25 protein-coding genes are annotated in these 23,110 nt (G+C 71.4%); 14 read left to right on the top strand and 11 right to left on the bottom strand.

The window, feature by feature from the left end; translation table 11 throughout:
• Positions 1-65: 65 nt before the first annotated feature.
• From K7B10_RS15970 to K7B10_RS15980, 3 genes are all read left to right on the top strand, one after another.
• The gene (locus tag K7B10_RS15970; protein WP_229336680.1) at positions 66-635 is read left to right on the top strand and encodes an RNA polymerase sigma factor; all 570 of its coding nucleotides are present in this window, start codon (positions 66-68) and stop codon (positions 633-635) included.
• Positions 632-1,348 (top strand): anti-sigma factor family protein, encoded by a 717-nt coding sequence (locus K7B10_RS15975; protein WP_229336681.1) that lies wholly within the window; start codon positions 632-634, stop codon positions 1,346-1,348. Before K7B10_RS15970 ends, K7B10_RS15975 begins: the two co-directional genes overlap by 4 nt.
• 74 nt (positions 1,349-1,422) lie before the next feature.
• Complete coding sequence (locus tag K7B10_RS15980) at positions 1,423-2,052, top strand: PASTA domain-containing protein (protein ID WP_229336682.1); 630 nt, start codon at positions 1,423-1,425, stop codon at positions 2,050-2,052.
• Positions 2,053-2,122: 70 nt separating this feature from the next.
• On the opposite strand, the gene K7B10_RS15985 is transcribed toward K7B10_RS15980, so the two are convergent.
• Both K7B10_RS15985 and K7B10_RS15990 read right to left on the bottom strand, forming a co-directional pair.
• A complete protein-coding gene (locus tag K7B10_RS15985; protein ID WP_229336683.1) occupies positions 2,123-2,602 on the bottom strand; it encodes a hypothetical protein in 480 nt (159 codons plus the stop codon).
• Positions 2,595-5,837, bottom strand: a complete 3,243-nt coding sequence (locus K7B10_RS15990; RefSeq protein ID WP_229336684.1) for a M36 family metallopeptidase — start codon at positions 5,835-5,837, stop codon at positions 2,595-2,597. The genes K7B10_RS15985 and K7B10_RS15990 overlap by 8 nt, the downstream gene beginning before the upstream one ends.
• A 418-nt stretch (positions 5,838-6,255) precedes the next feature.
• Between K7B10_RS15990 and K7B10_RS15995 the strand changes: the two genes are divergently transcribed.
• Together K7B10_RS15995 and K7B10_RS16000 are read left to right on the top strand one after the other, a co-directional pair.
• A complete protein-coding gene (locus K7B10_RS15995) occupies positions 6,256-6,525 on the top strand; it encodes a type II toxin-antitoxin system Phd/YefM family antitoxin (RefSeq protein ID WP_229336685.1) in 270 nt (89 codons plus the stop codon).
• Positions 6,518-6,781 carry a type II toxin-antitoxin system RelE family toxin gene (locus tag K7B10_RS16000; RefSeq protein ID WP_229336686.1) on the top strand — a complete coding sequence of 88 codons (264 nt, stop codon included), beginning with the start codon at positions 6,518-6,520 and terminating at the stop codon, positions 6,779-6,781. The genes K7B10_RS15995 and K7B10_RS16000 overlap by 8 nt, the downstream gene beginning before the upstream one ends.
• 233 nt (positions 6,782-7,014) lie before the next feature.
• On the opposite strand, the gene K7B10_RS16005 is transcribed toward K7B10_RS16000, so the two are convergent.
• The gene (locus K7B10_RS16005) at positions 7,015-7,767 is read right to left on the bottom strand and encodes a DUF8453 domain-containing protein (protein ID WP_229336687.1); all 753 of its coding nucleotides are present in this window, start codon (positions 7,765-7,767) and stop codon (positions 7,015-7,017) included.
• Positions 7,768-7,875: 108 nt separating this feature from the next.
• Between K7B10_RS16005 and K7B10_RS16010 the strand changes: the two genes are divergently transcribed.
• A complete protein-coding gene (locus K7B10_RS16010) occupies positions 7,876-8,457 on the top strand; it encodes a Uma2 family endonuclease (protein ID WP_229336688.1) in 582 nt (193 codons plus the stop codon).
• Positions 8,458-8,578: 121 nt separating this feature from the next.
• On the opposite strand, the gene ychF is transcribed toward K7B10_RS16010, so the two are convergent.
• Entirely contained in the window at positions 8,579-9,667 is a 1,089-nt protein-coding gene (gene ychF / locus K7B10_RS16015; protein WP_229336689.1) for a redox-regulated ATPase YchF, read from the bottom strand.
• A 135-nt stretch (positions 9,668-9,802) separates the two neighbouring features.
• Between ychF and K7B10_RS16020 the strand changes: the two genes are divergently transcribed.
• Positions 9,803-10,330 (top strand): DUF6542 domain-containing protein, encoded by a 528-nt coding sequence (locus tag K7B10_RS16020; RefSeq protein ID WP_308284589.1) that lies wholly within the window; start codon positions 9,803-9,805, stop codon positions 10,328-10,330.
• 48 nt (positions 10,331-10,378) lie between these two features.
• On the opposite strand, the gene ppgK is transcribed toward K7B10_RS16020, so the two are convergent.
• Both ppgK and K7B10_RS16030 read right to left on the bottom strand, forming a co-directional pair.
• Positions 10,379-11,125, bottom strand: a complete 747-nt coding sequence (ppgK, locus tag K7B10_RS16025; protein ID WP_229336690.1) for a polyphosphate--glucose phosphotransferase — start codon at positions 11,123-11,125, stop codon at positions 10,379-10,381.
• 26 nt (positions 11,126-11,151) lie between these two features.
• Positions 11,152-12,156, bottom strand: coding sequence for a 4-hydroxy-3-methylbut-2-enyl diphosphate reductase (locus tag K7B10_RS16030; protein ID WP_229336691.1), 1,005 nt, complete (start codon positions 12,154-12,156; stop codon positions 11,152-11,154).
• An 86-nt stretch (positions 12,157-12,242) separates the two neighbouring features.
• Here K7B10_RS16030 and K7B10_RS16035 point away from each other — a divergent pair, with 86 nt between their 5' ends.
• The 4 genes from K7B10_RS16035 (at position 12,243) to K7B10_RS16050 (ending at position 16,021) form a co-directional block, all read left to right on the top strand.
• Positions 12,243-13,619 carry an APC family permease gene (locus K7B10_RS16035; protein WP_229345114.1) on the top strand — a complete coding sequence of 459 codons (1,377 nt, stop codon included), beginning with the start codon at positions 12,243-12,245 and terminating at the stop codon, positions 13,617-13,619.
• Positions 13,620-13,764: 145 nt separating this feature from the next.
• Positions 13,765-14,985: an exodeoxyribonuclease VII large subunit gene (gene xseA, locus K7B10_RS16040; RefSeq protein ID WP_229336692.1), complete on the top strand. Its 1,221-nt coding sequence runs from the start codon at positions 13,765-13,767 to the stop codon at positions 14,983-14,985.
• Positions 14,986-15,048: 63 nt separating this feature from the next.
• A complete protein-coding gene (locus tag K7B10_RS16045) occupies positions 15,049-15,312 on the top strand; it encodes an exodeoxyribonuclease VII small subunit (protein WP_229336693.1) in 264 nt (87 codons plus the stop codon).
• Between the two features lie 118 nt (positions 15,313-15,430).
• Positions 15,431-16,021 carry a malonic semialdehyde reductase gene (locus K7B10_RS16050; RefSeq protein WP_229336694.1) on the top strand — a complete coding sequence of 197 codons (591 nt, stop codon included), beginning with the start codon at positions 15,431-15,433 and terminating at the stop codon, positions 16,019-16,021.
• An 82-nt stretch (positions 16,022-16,103) separates the two neighbouring features.
• Here the strand turns inward: K7B10_RS16050 and K7B10_RS16055 are convergent, their stop codons facing one another.
• Entirely contained in the window at positions 16,104-16,640 is a 537-nt protein-coding gene (locus K7B10_RS16055) for a DUF4245 domain-containing protein (RefSeq protein ID WP_229345116.1), read from the bottom strand.
• Positions 16,641-16,864: 224 nt separating this feature from the next.
• Between K7B10_RS16055 and glpX the strand changes: the two genes are divergently transcribed.
• Positions 16,865-17,896 (top strand): class II fructose-bisphosphatase, encoded by a 1,032-nt coding sequence (glpX, locus tag K7B10_RS16060; RefSeq protein WP_030159594.1) that lies wholly within the window; start codon positions 16,865-16,867, stop codon positions 17,894-17,896.
• Positions 17,897-17,990: 94 nt separating this feature from the next.
• Here the strand turns inward: glpX and K7B10_RS16065 are convergent, their stop codons facing one another.
• The 3 genes from K7B10_RS16065 to K7B10_RS16075 all read right to left on the bottom strand — a co-directional run bounded on the left by K7B10_RS16065 (position 17,991) and on the right by K7B10_RS16075 (position 20,001).
• Positions 17,991-18,389: a WhiB family transcriptional regulator gene (locus K7B10_RS16065; protein WP_078622249.1), complete on the bottom strand. Its 399-nt coding sequence runs from the start codon at positions 18,387-18,389 to the stop codon at positions 17,991-17,993.
• A gap of 175 nt (positions 18,390-18,564) precedes the next feature.
• Positions 18,565-19,185, bottom strand: coding sequence for a TIGR03086 family metal-binding protein (locus K7B10_RS16070; RefSeq protein ID WP_229336695.1), 621 nt, complete (start codon positions 19,183-19,185; stop codon positions 18,565-18,567).
• A 141-nt stretch (positions 19,186-19,326) separates the two neighbouring features.
• Entirely contained in the window at positions 19,327-20,001 is a 675-nt protein-coding gene (locus tag K7B10_RS16075; protein ID WP_372481421.1) for a DUF1707 SHOCT-like domain-containing protein, read from the bottom strand.
• 160 nt (positions 20,002-20,161) lie between these two features.
• Between K7B10_RS16075 and K7B10_RS16080 the strand changes: the two genes are divergently transcribed.
• Complete coding sequence (locus K7B10_RS16080; RefSeq protein WP_229336697.1) at positions 20,162-21,829, top strand: fumarate hydratase; 1,668 nt, start codon at positions 20,162-20,164, stop codon at positions 21,827-21,829.
• Positions 21,830-21,944: 115 nt separating this feature from the next.
• Here K7B10_RS16080 and K7B10_RS16085 read toward each other — a convergent pair whose 3' ends face one another.
• Complete coding sequence (locus K7B10_RS16085; protein WP_229336698.1) at positions 21,945-22,295, bottom strand: hypothetical protein; 351 nt, start codon at positions 22,293-22,295, stop codon at positions 21,945-21,947.
• Between the two features lie 53 nt (positions 22,296-22,348).
• Here K7B10_RS16085 and K7B10_RS16090 point away from each other — a divergent pair, with 53 nt between their 5' ends.
• Positions 22,349-23,110, top strand: a complete 762-nt coding sequence (locus K7B10_RS16090; RefSeq protein ID WP_229336699.1) for a glycerophosphodiester phosphodiesterase — start codon at positions 22,349-22,351, stop codon at positions 23,108-23,110.

Here is a 23,110-nt window from a genome sequence, read left to right on the forward strand (position 1 = left end):
TGTTTCCGCACGAACCCGAATCAATCCATTCGGGGAGGCCGAACGTATCCACTGACGTGCAGAGAATGGGCCTCCCGCTCGGGCGTGCGCCGGACGAAGCGTTGCTGTCGGGCCTTGCGACGGGTGATCCCGAGATCGCCGTCGCGTTCGTGCGCCGCTTCCAGCGCACGGTCTTCGGCGTGGCCATCGCCGTGGTGGGCGACGCCCAGCTCGCCGAGGACATCGCACAGCAGACGTTCGAGCGGGCGTGGCGGCACGCACAGGTCTACGACTCGCGCCGGGGGTCCGTACGGACCTGGCTCACGGCGATCGCGCACCACCTGGCGATCGACGCGGTCCGGGCCCGCCGGGCCAATCCGGTCGCCCCGGAGGATCTGGACGCCCTCCTCGACATCGTGACGCAGACGCCCGAGCAGCACGCCGTCGCGGCCGAGACCTCGGCCGGCGTACGGGCGGCGGTGGCCACCCTGCCCCGGGAGCAGGCCCGCGCCCTGGTGATGGCGGGCATCTACGGGTTGACCGCGCAGCAGATCGCCGACATGGAACACGTCCCGCTGGGGACGGCCAAGACGCGGATCCGCACTGCGATGCACAAGCTCCGCAGGACCCTGGGGGCCGAGGAGAGCCTGCGATGAGCGAGATGACCTGCGAGCAGCTGAGGGAACTCGACGCCGAGCTGGCGCTGGGCATCCTTCCGGCCCGGGAGCGCGCCCGTGCGGTCGCCCACCTGGACCAGTGCCCCGGCTGCCGGGAGCACATCGAGCAGCTGGCGCTGGTCGGCGACGACCTGCTGGGGCTGCTCCCGGGAACGGAGCCCCCGGTCGGCTTCGAGAGCCGGGTCACGGCCCTCCTCCAGCCGCCGGCTCCGGACCCCGCCCCGGCGCCGGCGCCGGCTCCCGCGGCCCGGCGGTGGCTCCTGCGGCCCCGGCTCCTGCGGCCCCGGGTCGCGGCCGCGGCGGCCGCCCTGGCCGTGGCGTGCGGCTTCGGCGGCTGGGCGGCGGGCACGGCCATCCAGGCCTCGGCGCCGCCCCCGTCCCCGACGGCCCGCGCGAACGCCCAGCTGCTCCAGGCCGCGCTGGTCACCGGCGGCCGGGAGGTGGGCCGGGTGTTCGCCCACCCGGGCGCGCGGGGCTGGGTGTACATGTCGGTGGACCTGGAGAAGCCGATGCCCGAGATCAGCTGCGTCCTCGACCACAAGGACGGCACGATGACCCGGCTGGGCACGTTCTCGCTCCAGGACGGCTACGGCTACTGGGTCGCGACGACCGACGTGAACGCCACCACCCTCGCCGGCGCCCGCCTCCTCACCCCGGAAGGCTCGGTCCTCGCCTCGGCCCACTTCGCCTGAGGGCCTTCCCCTCCGCGTGTCACAGACCCGTCATTTCCCACCCGGCGGGTCCCCGTCGCGACGAGCATGGCCGGATGCGCACACACCACACCGCCGTCCTCCTCACCACCGCCGGACTTCTCGCCCTCACGGCCTGCCAGGACCTGGCGGCCTCCGGCGGCACGCCGGCTCCGCCCGCCTCGTCGGGCTTATCCGCCTCCTCCAAGGCCCCCGGCTCCGCGGCGAAGACCGCCACCGTTCCTCAGCTCGTGGGGAAGGGGCTCCAGAGCGCGCAGGACGAGTCCCAGGCTGCGGGGTTCGCCCTGCTGAAGTCGCACGACGCGCTCGGCCGCGGCCGGCTCCAGGCCGTGGACCGGAACTGGAAGGTCTGCTCGCAGAGCCCTGCCGCCGGCGCGACCGTCCCGACCGGCACGACGCTCGACTTCGGCGCGGTGAAGCTCGAAGAGAGCTGTCCGGCTGCGGACCCGGGGCCGCAGCCGGAAGCGGGCGGGACCATGCCGGACTTCGCCGGCAAGTCCATGAAGGTCGCCCGTGCCGCACTGCCGTCGAACACGAGCATCACCGTCAAGGACGCGGCCCAGAGCCGGATGGTGGTCCAGGAATCGAACTGGAAGGTGTGCTCGCAGGATCCGAAGGCGGGTACCCGGCTGGCCGGTCAGCCTGTTGCGTTCACCGTGGTCAAGTTCGCGGAGACCTGCCCCTGAGCCCTGCCCCTGGGACCGAGCCCTGCCCCTGGGACCTCCCCCCGGGCCCACCGGCCCCCTGACCGACCGCTCAGGTGACGGTGAGGGTCAGGGTGGCCGGGGTGGTGGTCGGGCGGGGGACGGTGATGCGGGTGGTGCCCGGGCGGACCGCGCGGAGCTCCCATTCGCGGTGGCCCGAGCCCGTCACGTTGCTGACGCGGATCAGCAGCACCGCATCGCCCCGGGCGGTGGGCTGCGGGCCGCCTTCCGGGAGGGGCAGGCGCAGGCGGGCCGTCTGCCCGACCGCGAGCCGCCCCGCGAAGCCGTCGTCGGCCCCGGTGAGTACGCGGCCCTGCGCCGGGGTCGGCGCGCCGGCCGCCGTGGCGCTCGTGCCGCCGCTGACGCCCGGGGCGCGCGTACCGCCCGCCGGTTCACCCGTACCGCCCGTGCCGTCCGTACCGCCCCTGCCGCCCGACTCGTGCGTCCCCTTCTCCGGCGGACGCGCCCGGCCGCCCCCGCACCCCGTGAAGAGGGCGAGGGCGGCGAGGCACACCAGGCGGCGGTCAGCCACCGTCACGCACGTTGAAGCGCAGCAGTACGTCGGCCTGCTTCAGCAGCTGGTCCCGCGTCGACGCGGGGTCGTTGTAGACCGCCTCGGCGTTGGCCACCGCCGCCCCGAAGGTCGAGTCCGTCTTCCAGTCGCCGTTGGTGTCGACGGGCGTGGACAGGTCGTACGACCCGTTCGCGAAGTTGAGCCACGCCGCGAGCAGCTGCTGCGAGATCAGCGGCCTCGGCTGCGGCGATCCCGAGCTGAGGATCGCGTACGCCTGGGCGTCGGTCAGCGGTCCGTACACGGCGCTCATGAACGAGGCCACGCCGAGCAGGCAGGCCCGCTGCGCCGCCGTGAAGTGCTTCGGCGAGGGCCCGCCGAACTCCTTCATCCAGTAGGCCTGGTTGTGCGCCCGCTCCGTGTTGCCGGTGGTGATGACGGAGGCCGTGTCGGAGGCGGAGCCGCCGTCGTCGTCCGTGCTGGTGAACGTCAGCGTGGACAGGCACGCGGCCGGGTACGCGTGGGACTTCGCCGCCGTCACGTCGCGCGGCTGGATCGAGGGGCTCGGATCCGGGTCGGTGGCCGGCGGGTTCACCAGCGAGACCAGGTCGTCCGAGGTTCCGTCGCCCCAGAGCCATTTCAGGGTCAGGTCGTCACTGCCCGGGTCGGCCGACGCACCGGTCACGGCGACCGGCGTGCCGGCGTGGGCGATGAAGGCCTTCTGCCCGTTGTACGTGGTCTGCCCGTCGCCGGAGATCGCCGCGGTCGGGTCGGTGTTGGCGATCGTCGCGTCGACCGTCCGGCAGGTGCCGGTGTCGTCGTCCCTGCCGCAGACCTCGATGGGGAAGGTCCCGTCGTCCCCGTACGTGTGCTCCGCCGTGAAGCTCAGCGTCGCGTCGGGGCGGTCGTTCTCCGGTGTGCCGGTGAGCTCCTGCGGGCCCGCTCCGTCCTTCCAGTCGACGGTGGCGGTCAGCGGGTCGAGCCAGCCCGGGTCGCTGATCTTGCCCGTGAGGGTGATCGGGCCGTTCTCCCCGGCCGGGGTGACCGGCTGGAGCGTCACGACCGGTGCGGCGTTCGCGACGGTGACCGTCGTCGAGTCGGTGTCGGTGTTGCCGGCGGCGTCGGTCACCTTCAGCCCGACGGTGGAGACGCCGTCCTGGCCCACCGCGCTGAAAGCGGTGGTGACCCCGGTGGCGTCGTCGTACTGGCCGTCGTTGTCGAGGTCCCAGGCGTACGAGGTCAGGTTCCCGGCCGACGGAGCGGTCCCTTTGGTGGAGCCGGCCGCGCTGAGCGTGACGTCCCTGCCCTCGTTCGTCGTGTACGGACCGCCCGCCTTCGCGGTCGGCAGGCAGGCGGCGGGGACGGTCTCGTCGGCGGTCACGGTGTTCTGGTCGGCGCTGGACGCGGCGTTCGCGCCCATGCCCCGGCCGGCGAAGACCCGCCACAGGAGGCACTGGTCGGCGCCCGCGTTGCCGGCCATGTCGGCGGCGAGGATGCCGTCGCGCGCGTCGAGGTAGCTCGGCGTGGTGACGGTGCTCTTCATGCCGTCGATGACGAGCTGCTGGGTGAACGCGACGCCCTTCGCCTCGCGGATGTCGTACATCGTCGCGGCCCAGATCTCGCCGTTGCGGTGCACGCCGCGGGCGGGGTTGAAGGTGCCCCACTTCTCGGTGGACGTGTCGTAGGCCTGCGAGCGGATGCCGGTGGCGGTGTTGCCGGTGACGTACTCGCCGACCGTCGCGTCGCCCCACTTGAGGAAGGAGATCGTGTCGCTCCAGCCCTCCCCGAGGGCGCCGGTCTGGGAGCCGTCGCCGAGGTTGCCGCCGCCGACGAGGCGGCTGGACACGCCGTGTCCGTACTCGTGCGCGATCACGTCGCCGTCGAGCGAGCCGTCGCGGTACGGCCGGCCCGGCGGCTGCCACATGTACATCTGCATGCGCGGGCTGGAGCCGTCCCCGGGGGTGCCGAAGTTGGCGTTGTTCGTGCAGCGGATCTTGTTCGGCGGGGTGGCGTCGTCGAGGCAGCCGAGGTCCCAGCCGTCCTGCGCCTCGGCCAGGACGGGGTCGTTGCCCGAGCCGCCGCGGCCGAAGTTGTTCACCTGGAAGTTGCGCGACGCCTCGTCGAAACCGAGGTCGTAGAGGTAGTCGTGCATCACGTTGGTGTAGTAGAAGAGCTGCGTGATGACCGGGTTGACGTCGGCGTCGAGGTTGGCCTGCGTGGCGCTGGCGTTGGTGCGCCAGGTGTCGTTGAACGTGTAGTCGAAGTGCTGGTGGTTCGGGTCGCCGCTCGCCGGGGACTGCGGGCGCAGCGCGTCGTTCCCGGTGTCCGGCACCAGGTTGTCGCCGTCCTCGTCCCGGTACGCGTTGGCGTTGTTGCCCTGCGTCAGCCGGTCCGCGACCCAGGAGCCGTCGCGGCCGGTGAACGGTGTGACGGTGCGGGTGGCGCCGCTGATGTCGGGGTGCTGGGCGGTGAAGACGGTGCCTTCGGGGCCGGCGTGGTGGTACCGGCTCTGGCGGCTCAGGACGCGGCCGTCGGCGGCGTCGACCACCGTCTCGTACCAGGACGTGCCCGAGACCTCGATGTCGGTGAGCCAGGCGGGGCGCAGCTCGCGGCCGGAGTCGGTAGGGAACCAGACCAGTTCGGCGGTCACGTCGTTGGGCTTCGTGAGCCGCTTGGCGTAGACGTTCTTGAACTTCTGCCGGCCCTTGTCGCGGTTGTCGGTGCCGGCCAGCGCGTGCTGGGGCTCCGCGCCCTGGGCCTCGGCCGCCTGGTCGAGGGCCTGCTTGGCCGTCAGCTCGACGTTGCCGGCCGGCTCGGCGGTCACGACGGCGCCCCCGAGGATGACGAGGCGGCCGCGCTTGTCGACGGTGGCGGTGAGGAGCGCGCCGTGGACGCGCATCCCGTCGATGCTCTGGCCGATCGTCACCTGCCGCGCCCCGTTGTGCTCGGTGGGGTACGAGGAGACGACGACGAGCGCCTCGGCCTGCTCGGCGGTGAGCCCGAACTCCCCGCGGTGGTCGCGTACGTAGGCGAGCGCGACGTGCTCGGGAGCCTGCTTGGACGGCGGGGTCAGGTACCCCCCGGAGTTGAAGATCATCCGGGCGTGCCCGGTGGCGGGGTCGCGCCGTACGGTGGGATCGGCGGGATCCGCGGCGCCCGGGGGCGCGGCGGCGGCCAGTCCGGGGGCGAGGGCCAGCAACAGGCCGGTGGTGGTCACCGCGGTCCACAACCGCGTGCGGAATCGCCATCTGGTCACGGCCTGAGCCTCCCGAGCGCCCACGCTCCCCCCGGGTCTGCTGTCGAGACCGCGTGCGCTCCGTGACCCTACTCACCAAGATCCACCCGTCAACGAGCCCCGCCGCCCACCCGCCCAGCCCAACCCCATCGCCCGCACCCCGGTCCGTGCCCCTTCCGGGCCCCGGCTCCGGGGCGGCTCACGAGCCCTCCACGACCCCCTCGGCTTCCACACCGGCCTGCGCAAACACGGGTCTTCCGGGTCACCCTCCAGCGCCCAGTGCCCTTCGAGATCAGCCTGGACATCAACGAGCTCACACCGCCCCGAAACAGCTGAAAAGTCAGCGCGGGAATGCAAGCGCGAGCGAGGGGTCACTGCGGATTCCCGCCGCTGCGTACCGGCATCGTGTACACATGGGACACTCGGTACGCTTGTGCACATGACGCAGCCACTGCCCATGGAGTCCATCCGCGATGTCCGTGCGCATCTGGCCGAGGTCGTGGAGCGAGCCGATCGGGACGACGTGCCCACCGTCATCACTCGCCGCGGCAAGCAGGTCGCCGCGATCGTCTCCATCGAGGTGCTGCGCAAGTACCAGGAGTGGGAAGAGCGCGAGATCAACCGGATCATCGACGAGCGCATGGCCAACCCCGCGCCCGGCGTCCCGATCGAGGACGTCATGAGGGAGACGCTGGCACGCGGTGAGTGAGTACCGAACCGTCTTCCGCCCCGAGGCACAGGCCGAGCTCAGGAAAATCCCTCGCGGCATGGCGCTGCGCATCCTGGCCGAGCTGACCGAGCTGGAGACAGACCCTCTCGGATTCGACACCACCGCGCTCGTGTCGCGGCCCGACCGCCGGCGCCTACGGTTCGGCGACTACCGCCTCGTCTACACGATCGGCAACGGAGAACTGCTGGTCTGGGTCGTTCAGGTGGGACACCGGTCCACCGTTTACGAGACCTGAGCGCCGCTGACCCACGTCAGAGAATCCGGCACCCACCCAGCACGGTGACGACGAAGGGGCCGGACTCGACAGAGTCCGGCCCCTTCTGACCTGCACGCTCGCCACGTCAGCGACGTGGCGCCAATTCATCCGCTCAGACGTTGAAGCGGAACGCATAGCGCAACGCTCCCACCTGCGGAAACGTGGTTTTTGGCGGGCCGAGTCAGCACAGAATCAGCACGGGAGTACAACCGTTACGCCGGATCGCCATCGTCACTCAACGGCGCCATAGGGATCTCAGGGAGGGCGCGTTCCACCAAGTCGGGAACGTCAGCGTCCGACCGGCGCTCCGAGTCCTGCCATTCAACACTCCGCTGAATCTGCTGACTCAACTCGTCAAGCGACCGCGCCTGCCGCCCCAGCGCTTTCACGGTCTCCCCAAAGTGTTTGGCGACCTGATGCGCGCTCCACTCCACAGAGTCGGTCTCAAGGGCGCTATCCCTAAGGGCATCAAGATCCACTGTGTAGGTCAGCGTGCCCACACGGCCGAAGGGGCCGTCCGCGTCAACCTGGAACTCGTACACCTTGGGCAGTTCCGAGGAGAAGAGTTGATGGCCTACATCCATGACGAAGGGAATGCGGCGCTTGGGGGGAAGGGTTGCGATGCGCCGACCAACAGCACGGTTGAGGGTCTCGGCCCGCTCGGCACCCAGAGTGGTCTGGAGCGGAGGACTCACCGAGATGCGCACGTTGCGGGCCAGCGTCTGGCCGATGTTCTCGATCACCAGCACAAGCAATGACGAACCAGGGATGCGGGGCCTGATGTCGACGATGACGTACGGTTCCGCCTGCTCGCGTTGGGCCCTCTCCGTGAGGGCGTTGGCCTCGGCAACCGCCCTCGCCTGGCGCCGGTTGTAGACGAGAGACCAGAACGCGGCCGTCGTGGAGAAGATGAGAGCCGCCACGGAAATGACCACCGTGGCGATCTGAACCGATGAGTCGCTCATGACCGGATGCTAGGCAGGTGGCTGATTGCAGCGTGGAAAGTTGCCGAAAATCATCCGGCTGAGATCGTCTGCTCCCCAGCCTGAGCTGCTGACCGCTACCGTGAAGCCATGACCGAACTGCCCGACTGGATGCGCCCGCCGCGCGCGGAAGGCTGGTTCGCGGAGGACTTGGACCGCCTCCCGGAAGCACCGCGCCACACCGAGCTGATCGACGGAGCCCTCGTATTCATGATGTCGCCCCAGCGCTGGTGGCACGGAGAGATCGTCACCGACCTCACGTTGGCTCTCAGGGCGCAGGCCCCAGCGGGCTTCAGGGTCGGCCGGGAGATGACCATCCGCCTCGATGCCCGGAACCGCCCGGAACCGGACCTCGTGGTGACCACGGCCCCGTACGACCCTGACTGCACCTGGTTCGCTCCCGAAGATGTCCAGCTCGTCGTCGAGGTCGTCTCGCCGGAATCCGCCCACCGCGACCGGACCGTCAAGCTTCGCAAGTACGCCGAGGCCGGCATCCGGCACTACTGGTGCATCGAGGACGAGGACACCGTCCCCGCCGTGCACGTCTACGAGCTCGACGAGCCGACCAGCTCGTACGCGCCGGCAGGAATCTTCCGCCACACGCTCCAGCGATCCCTGCCGTTCGAGATCAGCCTCGATCTGGACAAGCTGGCACCGGGCCAGTCAGCCTGACACCGCGATTCCAAGTCAGCACCAAGTCAGCACGGGAATACAGAAGGGATCGGACTCAACGGAGCCCGACCCCCCTGGCCTGCACGTTTGACTAACTAGCTAACGCACAGTATGGACGCCGCTACACGTTGAAGCGGAACTCGACCACGTCGCCGTCCTGCATGACGTAGTCCTTGCCCTCCATGCGGGCCTTGCCCTTGGCGCGGGCTTCGGGGACCGAGCCGCATTCGACCAGGTCCGCGAAGGAGATGACCTCGGCCTTGATGAAGCCGCGCTGGAAGTCGGTGTGGATCACGCCGGCCGCCTCCGGGGCCGTGGCGCCCTGCTTGATCGTCCAGGCGCGGGTTTCCTTCGGGCCGGCCGTCAGGTAGGTCTGCAGGCCCAGGGTGGCGAAGCCGACACGGCCGAGGGTGGCGAGACCCGGCTCGTCCTGGCCGACCGACTGGAGGAGCTCCAGGGCCTCCTCGTCGTCCAGCTCCGAGAGGTCCTGCTCCAGCTTGGCGTTCAGGAAGATCGCCTCCGCCGGGGCGACCAGGGCCGACTGCTCCGCCTTGAACGCATCGTCCGTCAGCTCGTCCTCGTCCACGTTGAAGACGTAGAGGAAGGGCTTCGTGGTCAGCAGGTGCAGCTCGTGGAGGAGGTCGCCCTGCTCCGTGCCCTTCGTGATCCCGTGCGAGAAGAGCGTGTCGCCCGCCTCGAGGATCTTCTGGGCCTTCTCGACCGCCGCCAGGACCGCGACCTTGTCCTTCTGGAGGCGGGACTCCTTCGTCAGGCGCGGCACCGCCTTCTCGATGGACTGCAGGTCGGCGAGGATCAGCTCGGTGTTGATCGTCTCGATGTCGTCCTTCGGCGAGACCTTGCCGTCGACGTGCACGACGTTCTCGTCCTTGAAGGCGCGGATGACCTGGCAGATCGCGTCCGACTCACGGATGTTCGCGAGGAACTTGTTGCCCAGGCCCTCGCCCTCCGAAGCCCCGCGCACGATGCCCGCGATGTCGACGAAGTCGACCGTCGCCGGCAGGACCCGCTGCGAGCCGAAGATGCCGGCGAGGACGGCCAGACGCGAGTCCGGGACACCGACGACGCCGACGTTCGGCTCGATGGTGGCGAACGGGTAGTTGGCCGCCAGCACGTCGTTCTTGGTCAGGGCGTTGAACAGGGTCGACTTGCCGACATTCGGCAGGCCGACGATTCCGATCGTGAGCGACACGTTGGCGACTTCCCGTAGCTGGAGGGGGCGGCGGCCCGGGAGTGGGCCACCGGACAGTTTACTTTCCGATGAGTGGCAGTCGTTGTACGCGTGTCCCCACACCGATACCGCGCTCGGCCCGCCTAGCGTGGTGGCGTGGAGCACTACAGGACGCGTTCGGTGGATCACCCGCAGCGACAGCAGCCGGAGCGGCAGCAGCCGCGCCGCCCGGCCCCGCCCATCGGCGGCGTGCCCGCCCAGGGCGGCCGCCCGCGGCCCGCGCCCGCCCGGCGGCTGCCGCGGCCCCGGCTGACCGGGCTCGGCGGCGGACTGTTCGCCTGCGTCGCGATGACCCTGGCCGCCGGGATCGCCTGGCTGCTCTTCGGCGGCTCGCTGCTCGCGTACGGGCTGCTCTTCCTGCCCGTCTCGGCCGCCACCGCCCTCTGGGTGCGCCCGGCCGACCTGATCACCGCGCCGATCTCCGCGCCGATCGCCTTCGCCGTCGGGGTCTGGCCCCTCTCCGGCGGCTCCGGCGGCTTCGGCGCGGAGGTCATGGGCATCGTGTCCGCCCTGGCCCTGCACGCGGGCTGGCTGTACGGGGGGACCCTCGTCTCCGCGCTGATCGTCGTCGTACGGAAGGCCGTGCAGATCTCGCGACGCAGGCTCCCCCGCCGGACCGCCTGACCCGCCGGACCGGCCGACCCGCGAGAGCGCCCGACCCGCCGCCCCGTCCTAACCCGCCGAGCCGCGCGCCGCCATCGCCGCGCCCACGATGCCCGCGTTGTTCTGGAGCTTCGCCGGGACGATCTCGGCCCGTACGTCCTCGATCAGCGGAAGGAACTTCTCCGGCTTGCGGCTGACGCCGCCACCGATGATGAAGAGGTCCGGGGAGAAGAGCATCTCCACGTGCTCCAGGTACCGCTGCACCCGGTGGGCCCAGCGCTCCCAGGTCAGGTCCCCGTCCTCCTTGGCCTTGACCGACGCCCGCTTCTCCGCGTCGTGGCCCTTCAGCTCCAGGTGGCCGAGCTCCGTGTTCGGCACGAGCCGGCCGTCCGTGAACAGCGCGCTGCCGATGCCCGTGCCGAGCGTCAGCATGATCACCGTCCCGCCGCGGCCCTTGCCCGCGCCGTACGTCATCTCCGCGATCCCGGCCGCGTCCGCGTCGTTGAGCACCGTGACCGGCTGTCCCCCGAGCCGCTGCGAGAGCAGGGTGGCCGTGTCGACGCCGATCCAGCCCTTGTCCATGTTGGCCGCCGTACGGGTGACCCCGCCGGTGACCACCCCCGGGAACGTCACCCCGACGGGGCCGTCCCAGCCGAAGTGGCGCACCACCTCGACGACGCAGCCGGCCACCCCGTCGGGGGTGGCCGGCTGCGGTGTCAGTACCTTGTGGCGCTCCTGCGCCAGCTCGCCACGGTCCAGGTCCGCGGGAGCGCCCTTGATCCCGGAACCACCGATGTCCACGCCGAAGATCTGCATGGGATCACCGTACGAAACGAAGCGGGCTACTTCTCGGCGACCAGCGAGGCCGCTTCCGCGCGCAGGTCGCGGCGCAGCTCCTTCGGCAGCGAGAAGACGATCGACTCCTCGGCGGTCTTGACGATCTCCACGTCCGCGTAGCCGCGCGCGGCGAGCCACTCCAGGACCTCCTCGACCAGTACCTCGGGTACCGAGGCGCCCGAGGTCAGGCCCACCGTGGTGACGCCCTCCAGCCAGGCCTCGTCGATCTCGCTCGCGAAGTCCACGAGGTGCGCGGCCCGCGCGCCGGCGTCCTTGGCGACCTCGACGAGGCGGATCGAGTTCGAGGAGTTCTTCGAGCCGACGACGATGACCAGGTCGGAGTCGGCGCCCATCACCTTCACCGCCGCCTGCCGGTTCGAGGTGGCGTAGCAGATGTCGTCGCTCGGCGGCGAGACCAGCAGCGGGAACTTGGTCTTCAGCGCGTCGACCGTCTCCATGGTCTCGTCGACCGAGAGCGTGGTCTGCGACAGCCAGACGACCTTCGACTCGTCGCGGACGGTGACCTTCTCCACGTCGTGCGGGCCGTCGACGATCGTGATGTGGTCCGGTGCCTCGCCCGAGGTGCCGATGACCTCCTCGTGGCCCTCGTGGCCGATGAGGAGGATGTCGAAGTCCTCGTTCGCGTACCGGATGGCCTCCTTGTGCACCTTGGTGACCAGGGGGCACGTCGCGTCGATCGTCGCGAGCTTGCCGCGCGCCGCCTCCTCGTGCACCACCGGGGCCACGCCGTGCGCGGAGAACATCACGATGGAGCCCTCGGGCACCTCCTCCGTCCGCTCGACGAAGATGGCGCCCTTCTTCTCCAGCGTCTGGACGACGTACTTGTTGTGCACGATCTCGTGGCGGACGTAGACCGGCGCACCGTACTGCTCGAGGGCCTTCTCGACGGCGATCACGGCTCGGTCCACGCCCGCGCAGTAGCCGCGCGGGGCGGCGAGCAGGACGCGTCGGGAAGCGGGAACAGGGGCGGCAGCAGTCATGCGGTCCATCGTACGGGGGTCTCCAGGAGGCCGGGCGTCGCCCGTTCGGCACAGACTGGGGCGAACGTACGAACCGACCGCCCCCCGGAGGAATGATGGCGTCCGTGACGGACCCCGGTACGGCGCCGAAGGCGGCCCTCCGACGGAGCCTCGGATTCCGCGATCTGGTCGTGTACGGGCTCCTCTTCATCGCCCCCATGGCCCCGGTCGGGGTCTTCGGCACGCTCGACGCGAAATCGCACGGTGCCGTCGCGCTCGTCTACCTCTGTGCGACGGTCGCGATGGCGTTCACGGCCTTCTCGTACGCGCAGATGGTCCAGGTGGCCCCGCAGGCCGGCTCCGTCTTCACGTACGCCCGCAAGGGGCTCGGCGAGGGTGCCGGGCTGATCGCCGGCTGGATGGCGATGCTCGACTACCTGCTGATCCCGGCGGTCGCGTACCTCTTCTCCGGGATCGCGATGAACGCGCTGGTCCCGGAGGTTTCGCGGTGGGTGTGGACCGCGCTGGCGGTGCTGGTGACCACCGGGCTGAACCTGTGGGGCGTGCGGGCGGCCGCGCGCGTCGGCTTCGCGGTGCTGGCGATGGAGATCGCGGTCTTGCTGGTGTTCGTGGTGGCCGCGGTGACGGTGCTGGTCCGGGACGGGTCGCAGCGCGGCTGGCTGTCGCCGCTGACCGGGGACGGGGCGCCGGGCTTCTCCCCGGCGGCCGTGCTGGGCGCGGTGTCGGTGGCGGTCCTCTCGTACCTCGGCTTCGACGCGATCGCCTCGTTCGCCGAGGAGGTGACGGGGGGCTCGGCGCGGGTGGCGCGGGCGGTGCTGTTCTGTCTGGCGCTGGCCGGGGTGCTGTTCGTCGTGCAGAGCTACCTGGCGGCGCTGCTGATGCCGGTGTCCTCGGCGCAGCTGGCGGCCGATCCGGCGCAGCAGGGTCCTGCCTTCTACACCGCGGTGGAGTCCTCGGTCGGGAACTGGCTGCACGATCTGGTCGCGGTCAGCAAGGCGATCGGGGCGGCCTTCGCGGCGCTGGCGGGGCAGGCGGCGGCGGGCCGGCTGGTGTTCGCGATGGCCCGCGAGCGGCGGCTGCCGGGGGCTCTGGCGCGCACCTCGGACGGGACCCCGCGGCCGGCGCTGCTGGTGGCGGCGACGATCACGCTGGTCGCGGCGGTGTGGGCGGCGCGCCGCGACGACGGGCTCGACCAGCTGGTCTCCGTGGTGGACGTGGGAGCGCTGGTGGCGTTCACGCTGCTGCACGCTTCGGTGGTGGGCTGGTTCGTGGTGCGGCGCGGGGCGGGCCCGCCGAACTGGTGGAAGCACCTGGTGATGCCGGTGCTGGGGGCGGCGGTGACGATCGCGGTGATCGTCGAGGCGGCCTGGACGGCGCAGCTGGTGGGCGCGGTCTGGCTGGCCGCGGGACTGGGGGTCCTGGCCGTCCAGGGGACCCGGCGGGACGGGGCCGGGGGCACGTCCGAAGGCTGAGGCGGCGCCCGTCGCCGCGGGCCGGGGGCGGGTCCGAGCGCCGGGGCGGCGCCCGTCGCCGCGGGGCCGGCCGGCTCCCGACACCACCGCCGGCCCCTGAGACGGTGTCAGTGTGGCTGTCGGCGCGGGCGGATAGCCTGCGCACATGGGTCTGAATACGTCGGCTGACGCGCCGCTGCCGGTCGGTCAGGTGTCCCGGCTCATCGGGGGCTGGATCGACCGGCTGGGCCAGGTGTGGGTGGAAGGGCAGATCACGCAGCTCTCGCGGCGGCCGGGGGCGGGGGTGGTCTTCCTGACGCTGCGCGACCCGTCGCACGACATCTCGCTCAGCGTCACCTGCTACCGCCAGGTCTTCGACGAGGTCGCGGACGCGGTGACGGAGGGCGCGCGGGTCGTCGTCCTGGCCAAGCCGGAGTGGTACGCCCCGCGCGGGCAGCTGTCGCTGCGGGCGACCGAGATACGGCCCGTCGGCATCGGCGAGCTGCTCGCCCGGCTGGAGAAGCTCAAGCGCTCGCTGGCCGCCGAGGGGCTGTTCGCGCTGGACCGCAAGAAGCCGCTGCCCTTCCTGCCGCAGCTGATCGGACTGGTGGTCGGGCGGGCCTCGGCGGCCGAGCGCGACGTGCTGGAGAACGCCCGGCGGCGCTGGCCCGCGGTCCGCTTCGAGGTGCGGAACGTGGCGGTCCAGGGAGTGAACGCGGTGCCCCAGGTGATCCGGGCGGTCAAGGAGCTGGACGCCCTGGACGAGGTCGACGTGATCATCGTGGCCCGTGGCGGCGGCAGCGTGGAGGACCTGCTGCCGTTCTCCGACGAGGAGGTCGTACGGACGGTCGCGGCGGCCCGTACGCCCGTGGTCTCGGCGATCGGGCACGAGCCGGACTCCCCGCTGCTGGACCTGGTCGCGGACCTGAGGGCCTCCACGCCCACGGACGCGGCGAAGAAGGTGGTCCCGGACGTGGGCGAGGAGCTGGAGCGGGTACGCCAGCTGCAGGGCCGGGGGCTGCGGGCGGTGCGCGGGCTGCTCGACCGGGAGGAGCGGGGGCTCACGCACGCGCTGGCCCGGCCGGTTTTCGTCCATCCCCAGCGGATGGTGGAGACCCGCGAGGCCGAGCTGGAGGCCCTGCTGGGGCGCACCCGGCGGACGCTGGGGCACCTGCTGGACCGGGCCGATTCGGAGCTGGCGCACACGCTGGCCCGGGTGGTGGCGCTGTCCCCGGCGGCGACGCTGGAGCGCGGGTACGCCGTACTGCAGCGGGCGGACGGGCACGTGGTGCGCTCGCCGGAGGAGGTCTCGGGGGACGAGGTGCTGCGGGCGCGGGTGGCGGAAGGCGAGTTCTCCGTACGGGTCGCGGGGCCGGACGCCGGGTGAACCGGCCGCGGCCCAGGAGCACGGAACATATTCGATGCACTGCACACATAAGGCGGAACGGGAATGACTGAAACCGATACCTCGTTGGGGTACGAGCAGGCCCGGGACGAGCTCATCGAGGTCGTCCGCAAGCTGGAGGCCGGCGGGACGTCGCTCGAGGACTCCCTCGCGCTCTGGGAGCGCGGCGAAGAGCTCGCGCAGGTCTGCCGGCACTGGCTGGAGGGCGCCCGCGCCCGGCTCGACTCGGCGCTGGCGGCCCGCGAGGCGGGGGCCGGCGAGGCCGGCGGCGCCCGCGAGGGCGGCGGGGGTGACGAGCGGGACGCCTGATCGGGCGGTCAAACGTGACGTGAGTCATCTTCCAGCAGATTTAGTTGAAAATTCTACAACTTCCGGCTTAGAGTCGAGGCATCGCTTCACCCCCGCATGTATGGAAGAAGGCTTTCCGATGTCTCTCGTTCTCGACGCCGCCGCTCAGGACCTGCTGTTCCGCGAGGCCCGCACCGCCAACTCGTTCTCCGACGAGCCGGTGACCGAGGAGCAGGTCCAGGCGATCTACGACCTGGTGAAGTTCGGCCCCACCGCCTTCAACGGCACCCCGCTGCGCATCACCCTGGTCCGCTCCCCCGAGGCCCGCGAGCGCCTCGTGAAGCACATGGCCGAGGGCAACCAGGCCAAGACCGCCGCCGCGCCGCTCGTCGCGATCCTCTCCGCGGACAACGAGTTCCACGAGGAGCTGCCGCGCCTGCTGCCGCACTTCCCGCCGGCCAAGGACATGTTCTTCTCCGAGCGCCCGGTGCGTGAGCAGTCCGCGCTGGTGAACGGCGCCCTGCAGGCCGCCTACTTCATCGTGGGCGTCCGCGCCGCCGGCCTGGCCGCGGGTCCGATGACCGGCGCCGACCTCGCCGGCATCCAGAAGGAGTTCCTGGACGCCGACCACACCCCGATCATGGTCGTCAACATCGGCAAGCCGGGCGCCGACGCCTGGTTCGACCGCTCCCCGCGCCTGGGCTTCGACGAGGTCATCACCACCGTCTGAGTCGGCCGCGTACGCAGAAGGCCGCTCCCCGGGATTCCGGGGAGCGGCCTTCTCGCATGCACCTGCTCAGATCACCGCCGGGTCACTGCTGGGCACCCTGCTTGGGGTCCTGCTTGAACTCCAGCGCCGCCGCCATCGCGCCCAGGTCCTCGAAGGAGGCGGTGCCGGTCACGACCGTGGCGTACCCCTGCTCCTGCCGGACGAGGGCGTCGTACTTCTCGCCCTCCCAGCGCTCCCAGACCAGGTCGCCGATCTGCTGCGTCTGCCCGGTGGCCTTCGCCTGCTGGGTGATGCCGGCCAGGTGCTTGGCCGAGGCGTCACTGGACTGCTCGATCGCGACGTACTGGTCCTTCGGGTCCAGGAAGCCCAGGTGCCAGGCGTTCGCGGCCTTGCGGTCGTACCTGACCGAGGTCGCGCGCCACTCCTTCGGGAGTCCCGCGGGCGCGGCCACCGGATACGGCGCGGCGCGGCGCGCGGTGATCGTCTCCACCCGGTAGTCGACCACGTGTGTCGGATCGGCCTTCTCGTCATGTGGGACGAAGATGTAGATCCCCGCTACGACGATGCCGATCACCGCCAGCGACCGGACCATGTCCCAGACCGTCTGCTTGCCCTTCATACCTGCCACGCCACCATCGTCCCCCATGACCGGGAGTGATCTCCGCCGGGGTGGGGCGCGGCGGCCCCCCGGGTCCGCGTGCGCTCCGCAAGACGCCCGCTCACGCCAACCGCGTGACCGATATACCGCTCATACGTGACCCGGCCTGCTCAATTTGTCGACGTACCGATAGAGTTCCAGCACCCTCACTTCCCGGCCGTCGCCGTACAGAAAGGTGCGCTCCGATGACCGAGCACAACCTGCCGCCCCAGCTCGAAGTCTCTCCGGAGGCCCCCGACCGCAACCTCGCCCTGGAACTCGTCCGGGTGACCGAGGCCGCCGCCATGGCCGCGGGCCGGTGGGTCGGGCGCGGCGACAAGCTCGGCGCCGACGGCGCCGCGGTCAACGCGATGCGGACCCTGATCTCCACCGTCTCGATGAACGGCGTCGTCGTCATCGGCGAGGGCGAGAAGGACGAAGCCCCGATGCTGTTCAACGGCGAGCGGGTCGGCGACGGCACCGGCGCCGAGGTCGACATCGCGGTCGACCCGATCGACGGCACCACTCTGAACGCCAAGGGCATGCCGAACGCCATCGCCGTCCTGGCCGCCGCCGACCGCGGCACCATGTTCGACCCGTCCGCGGTCTTCTACATGGAGAAGCTGGTCACCGGCCCCGAGGCCGCCGACTTCGTCGACATCAACGCCCCGGTCTCCGTCAACATCCGCCGCGTCGCCAAGGCCAAGAACATGGCCGTGGAAGACGTCACCGTGATCATCCTGGACCGCCCGCGCCACGAGGGCATCGTCAAGGAGATCCGCGAGACCGGTGCCCGGATCAAGTTCATCTCGGACGGCGACGTCGCGGGCTCGGTCATGGCGGTGCGCGAGGGCACCGGCGTGGACCTGCTCCTCGGCATCGGCGGCACCCCCGAGGGCATCATCTCGGCCTGCGCCATCAAGTGCCTCGGCGGCACCATCCAGGGCAAGCTGTGGCCCAAGGACGAGGCCGAGCGCCAGAAGGCCATCGACGCCGGCCACGACCTGGACCGCGTCCTGCACACGAACGACCTGGTCTCCGGCGACAACGTGTTCTTCGTCGCCACCGGCATCACGGACGGCGAGCTGCTGCGCGGCGTCCACTACCGCTCGGAGACCGCGACCACGTCCTCGCTGGTCATGCGCTCGAAGTCGGGCACGATCCGGCAGATCGACTCGACGCACCGCCTGTCGAAGCTGCGCGCGTACAGCGCGATCGACTTCGACCGCGCCCAGTAGGAGCCCGCGAACAGGGCAGCGGGCTGCCGGGACGGCGAGAGGGGCGCAACCGCGTGCGGCGGTTGCGCCCCTCTCGCTTGCCCGCGTACGGGACTCAGCCCGCGGCGGCTATCGGACCGGCTCCCGGCGCCTGGCGCAGCTCCGCCGCGCGGCGCCTGCGGCGGGCCAGCACCACGCGTCGCTCGGCGGCGGTGAGCCCGCCCCACACCCCGTACGGTTCGGGCTGGAGCAGGGCGTGCTCGCGGCACGCCACCATCACCGGACAGCGCGCGCAGACGCGCTTCGCGGCCTCCTCGCGGGAGAGCCGGGCCGCCGTCGGCTCCTTGGAGGGGGCGAAGAACAGCCCCGCCTCGTCCCGGCGGCACACCGCCTCCGCGTGCCATGGGCCGTCATCTTCCCTCGCCGGCACCCGCGGCTTCGGTACGGCGGCCGGACGGGCTTGAAGGCTCGGTACGGCGGCTACCTGCAGGGACTGATGCGGCGGATGCGGCACGGCCTACTCCTGACGACGTATACGCAAGCGAGAGACGATGCACCTGTCCCTACCCGCTGTGCGCGCCCCTATGCACTGCGTGGAGCAAGGGCGCCGCCCCGTCGAACTTCGACCGAAACGCGACGCCGGAGCACGTCTTCGCACGCCCGCGCACGCCCGCGCGCGGCGGCCGGGCTCACTCCTGACGGGCGCCGCGGCGCGCGTCCGGCGGCGCCCAGTCGGGCCGGCGGCCGAGGTACGCGAGCAGCGCGGCGACCGGGTCGGCGGCGGCGTCGGGCGCCGGCAGCAGCGCCGGGCCGTACGCGAACCCGCGCAGGGGCTCCGCGAGGGCCTCCGCCGCCGGGCGCAGGGCCGCGGCGAGGGCCGGGGTCAGCGGGGAGGGCAGGCCGGTGGCGACGGCGATGTCCCAGGCGTGGACGGCGGCGTCGAGGGCGGCCGCGCCGACCGCGATCTCGGCGGGGACGGTGAACGGGGGCAGCGGTACGGCGACCTCCGCCGTACCCGGCGCGACACCGGCGAAGGCCTCCGCGGCGGCGTCGAGGGCCGGCGCCAGCAGCTGCGCGGGGGCGGCGGCCAGGACACCGGAGGGCGCGAAGGGGTCCTCGGCCGGGCCGAGGCCGCCGGTGAGGCGGGCGGCGTAGCCGAGCTGGTCGCCGGCCGCGTGCTGCAGCACTTGGCTGACGTTCCACCGTTCGCACGGCGTCGGGCGGTCCCAGCCGTCGGAGGGCACTGCGTCGACGACGGAGCGCAGCGCCGCGTGCGCGGCGTCGAGCAAGTCCCACTTGGATGCGGTCATGGGGCCGATCCTAGGACGGACTTCGGCCAAGTCAGCTGAAATCCCGGCCAGTTGACTCGAATGCGGGCCGGGATCCGGGAGCGGGGCCGTGGTCGGGAGCGGGTGCCGTGACCGGGGCCGGGAGCGGGTGCCGGGGCCGGGTTATCCCTGGAGGCGCTTGCGCAGCTTGAGGGCCAGGTCCACGAGGCGGGCGCCGAGCTTCGGGCGGGCCTCGATGTTGCCCAGCAGGGCGAAACCGCGGATGATCACGACCGGCGCGCTCGGGTCGGTGGTGTCGGCGCGGCCCTCCCCGTGCACCTCGAAGTTTCCCAGGACCCCGCTGCCGTAGCCGCGCAGGGTCACGTTCTCCGGGACGGTGATCTCGACGTTCCCCAGCACGCTCGTCACGTCGATCTCGGTGACCTGCTGCTCGAAGACGGCCTCGGTGAGGTCGATGGTGACGTCGCCGAGGACCGCCACCACGCGGGTGTGCGCGCCGGGGCGCCAGCGGCCCTTGCGGGTGGAGCTGCTGCACACGGCGACCACGGCCTCCGAGACCGCGGCCCGGCCGTCGGCGGCCGCCGGCGGGGCCGGGGCCGCGTACTGCCCGTACACGGGCGCCGCCGCGGGACCGCCGGGCGCCGGGAGGTCCCGTACGAGGACCTCCAGCTCCCCGACGGTCTTCACGGCGTACAGCGAATCCAGCCGCTCGGAGTGCTCGTCTGCGGTCAGCCGGCCCTCGGCGAGGGCGTCGGCCAGGATGTGCGCGATCCGGTCGCGGTCGGCATCGGAGGCCCGCAGGTCGGCGGGCGCGGCAGGCTTCTTTTCCAGGTCCACGTCAGCCAGCATAGCGATACGCGATAGATCGCGATAGTCGTCGGCAGTTGACAGTGAGCCTTACCTCACAGACGAACCCCGGTACGGAGGTCATACGCTGGATAGCCGCGCTGCCAAATGGTCGCCAGCGCCGTCTGCCGAGTGAGGAATGACTGCCGTCATGCCAGAGTTTGCGTACACCGACCTGCTGCCCCTGGGCGAGGACACCACCCCCTACCGGCTGGTGACCTCGGAGGGCGTCTCGACGTTCGAGGCCGACGGCCGTACGTTCCTCAAGGTCGAGCCCGAGGCGCTGCGCAAGCTCGCCGAAGAGGCCATCCATGACATCCAGCACTTCCTGCGCCCCGCGCACCTCGCGCAGCTGCGCCGGATCATCGACGACCCGGAGGCCTCGTCGAACGACAAGTTCGTCGCGCTCGACCTCCTGAAGAACGCGAACATCGCGGCGGCCGGCGTCCTGCCGATGTGCCAGGACACGGGCACGGCGATCGTGATGGGCAAGCGCGGCCAGAACGTGCTGACGGAGGGCGGGGACGAGGCGGCGCTGTCGCGCGGCATCTACGACGCGTACACGCGCCTGAACCTGCGCTACTCGCAGATGGCCCCGCTCACCATGTGGGAGGAGAAGAACACCGGCTCGAACCTGCCCGCGCAGATCGAGCTGTACGCGGCCGACGGCGGCGCGTACAAGTTCCTCTTCATGGCCAAGGGCGGCGGCTCGGCCAACAAGTCCTTCCTCTACCAGGAGACGAAGGCGGTCCTCAACGAGGCCTCCATGATGAAGTTCCTGGAGGAGAAGATCCGTTCGCTGGGCACCGCGGCCTGCCCGCCGTACCACCTCGCGATCGTGGTCGGCGGCACGTCGGCGGAGCACGCGCTCAAGACGGCGAAGTACGCCTCGGCCCACTACCTGGACGAGCTGCCCACCGAGGGTTCCCCGCTGGGCCACGGCTTCCGGGACCTCGACCTGGAGCAGCAGGTCTTCGAGCTGACCCAGAAGATCGGCATCGGCGCGCAGTTCGGCGGCAAGTACTTCTGCCACGACGTGCGCGTCGTCCGCCTGCCGCGCCACGGCGCCTCGCTGCCGGTGGCCATCGCGGTCTCGTGCTCGGCGGACCGCCAGGCCACCGCGAAGATCACCGCGGAGGGCGTCTTCCTGGAGCAGCTGGAGCGCGACCCGGCCCGCTTCCTCCCGGAGACGACGGACGAGCACCTGGACGCGTCGGCGGACGTGGTCGAGATCGACCTGAACCAGCCGATGGACGACATCCTCGCGGAGCTGACCAAGCACCCGGTGAAGACCCGCCTCTCGCTGACGGGCCCGCTGGTGGTGGCGCGCGACATCGCGCACGCCAAGATCAAGGAGCTGCTGGACTCGGGTGCCGGGATGCCGCAGTACCTGAAGGACCACCCGGTCTACTACGCCGGCCCGGCGAAGACCCCCGAGGGCTACGCCTCGGGCTCCTTCGGCCCGACCACGGCCGGCCGCATGGACTCGTACGTCGAGCAGTTCCAGGCGGCGGGCGGCTCGAAGGTCATGCTGGCCAAGGGCAACCGCTCGCAGCAGGTGACGGACGCGTGCGGCACGCACGGCGGCTTCTACCTCGGCTCGATCGGCGGCCCGGCGGCGCGCCTGGCGCAGGACTGCATCAAGAAGGTCGAGGTCCTGGAGTACGAGGAGCTCGGCATGGAGGCGGTCTGGAAGATCGAGGTCGAGGACTTCCCGGCGTTCATCGTCGTGGACGACAAGGGCAACGACTTCTTCCAGAACCCGGCCCCGGCCCCCACCTTCACCCACATCCCGGTCCGCGGCCCGGGCCTGGCGTAACCGCACCCGCCCCCGGAGGAGAGCCCCTGGCCCCGCCAGGGGCTCTCGCCGCTCCGGCGCACCGGCCCACCCGGAGTCGGCGTGGGGGCGCGTGCGCCGGAACGCCGGAGCACTCTCACCCGAGCGTGCCGCGCAGCAGGGCCGCCTCGACCGGGGTGGCCTCGAAGCCGTGCGTGCGGGCGTGGACGAGCTCCGGGAGCGAGAGGGCCATCAGCTCGCGGAGGGGCTTAAGGGGAATGCCGTGCGGGCCGCCGACCTCCAGGCGCACCGTCCCCTCGCGGGCCACGATCTCCTCGCGGACGTATTCCGGAGCCGGTCCCCAGCCGCCCTCGCACGCCTGCGTCCTGGACACCGGGCAGTAGTGCTGCCACTCCCAGCGCAGGCGGCCGTCGGCGATGCGCTGCCAGGACTCGTCCTGGCAGGACGAGCACGGCTCGCAGGAGTGAGTCACCAGGTGTTCGGCCATGCGGGCAGCATGCTGCACCGGGGTGGTTGCCGCATGCGGATAACGTCTGGGGCATGAGTTCACTCGCCACCGCCCGCGATGTGCGGGTCATCGCCCATCGCGGGGCCTCGCACGAGCACCCCGAGCACACCCTCGCCGCCTATCGGCAGGCCATCGACGACGGCGCCGACGCGCTGGAGTGCGACGTACGGCTGAGTGCCGACGGGCGGCTCGTGTGCGTGCACGACCGGCGGGTGGAGCGGACCTCCGACGGGCGCGGGATCGTCTCCGCCATGACGTACGAGGAGCTGGCCGGCCTCGACTTCGGCGGCTGGAAGGGCGAGGCGCACCGCGGGGCGCAGGTGCTGCTCTTCGAGGACCTGCTCAAGGAGGCGCTGGCCGCCGACCGGCCCGTCGGGCTGGCCGTCGAGACCAAGCACCCCACCCGCGCCGGCGGCCGCCTGGAGACCGAGCTCGTACGGGTCCTCAGGGAGCACGGGCTCGCCGACGGCTCCGACGGCCGCGTCGAGGTGATGAGCTTCTCCCGCAACGCCCTGGTCCGGCTGAACCGGCTGGCCCCCGGGCTGCCCGCCGTGTACCTGATCGAGCGGGCGGTGCGGCCGCCGAGGCCGCCCTTCGCCGGGCACGCCGGTCCCGGCATCGACCTGCTGCGCAAGGACCCGGGGCTGGTGGCGCGGCTCAAGGCCAAGGGGCTGCGCGTGCGCGTCTGGACGGTCGACGAGCCGGAGGACGTCGAGCTGTGCCTGCGGCTGGGTGTGGACACATTGATCACCAACCGGCCGCGTGAGGTGCGGGAGTACCTGCGCGGCCGGTAG

The sequence above is a fragment of the Streptomyces flavotricini genome (genome assembly GCF_020639365.1).
In the GTDB taxonomy this organism is placed as follows: Bacteria; Actinomycetota; Actinomycetes; order Streptomycetales; family Streptomycetaceae; genus Streptomyces; species Streptomyces flavotricini.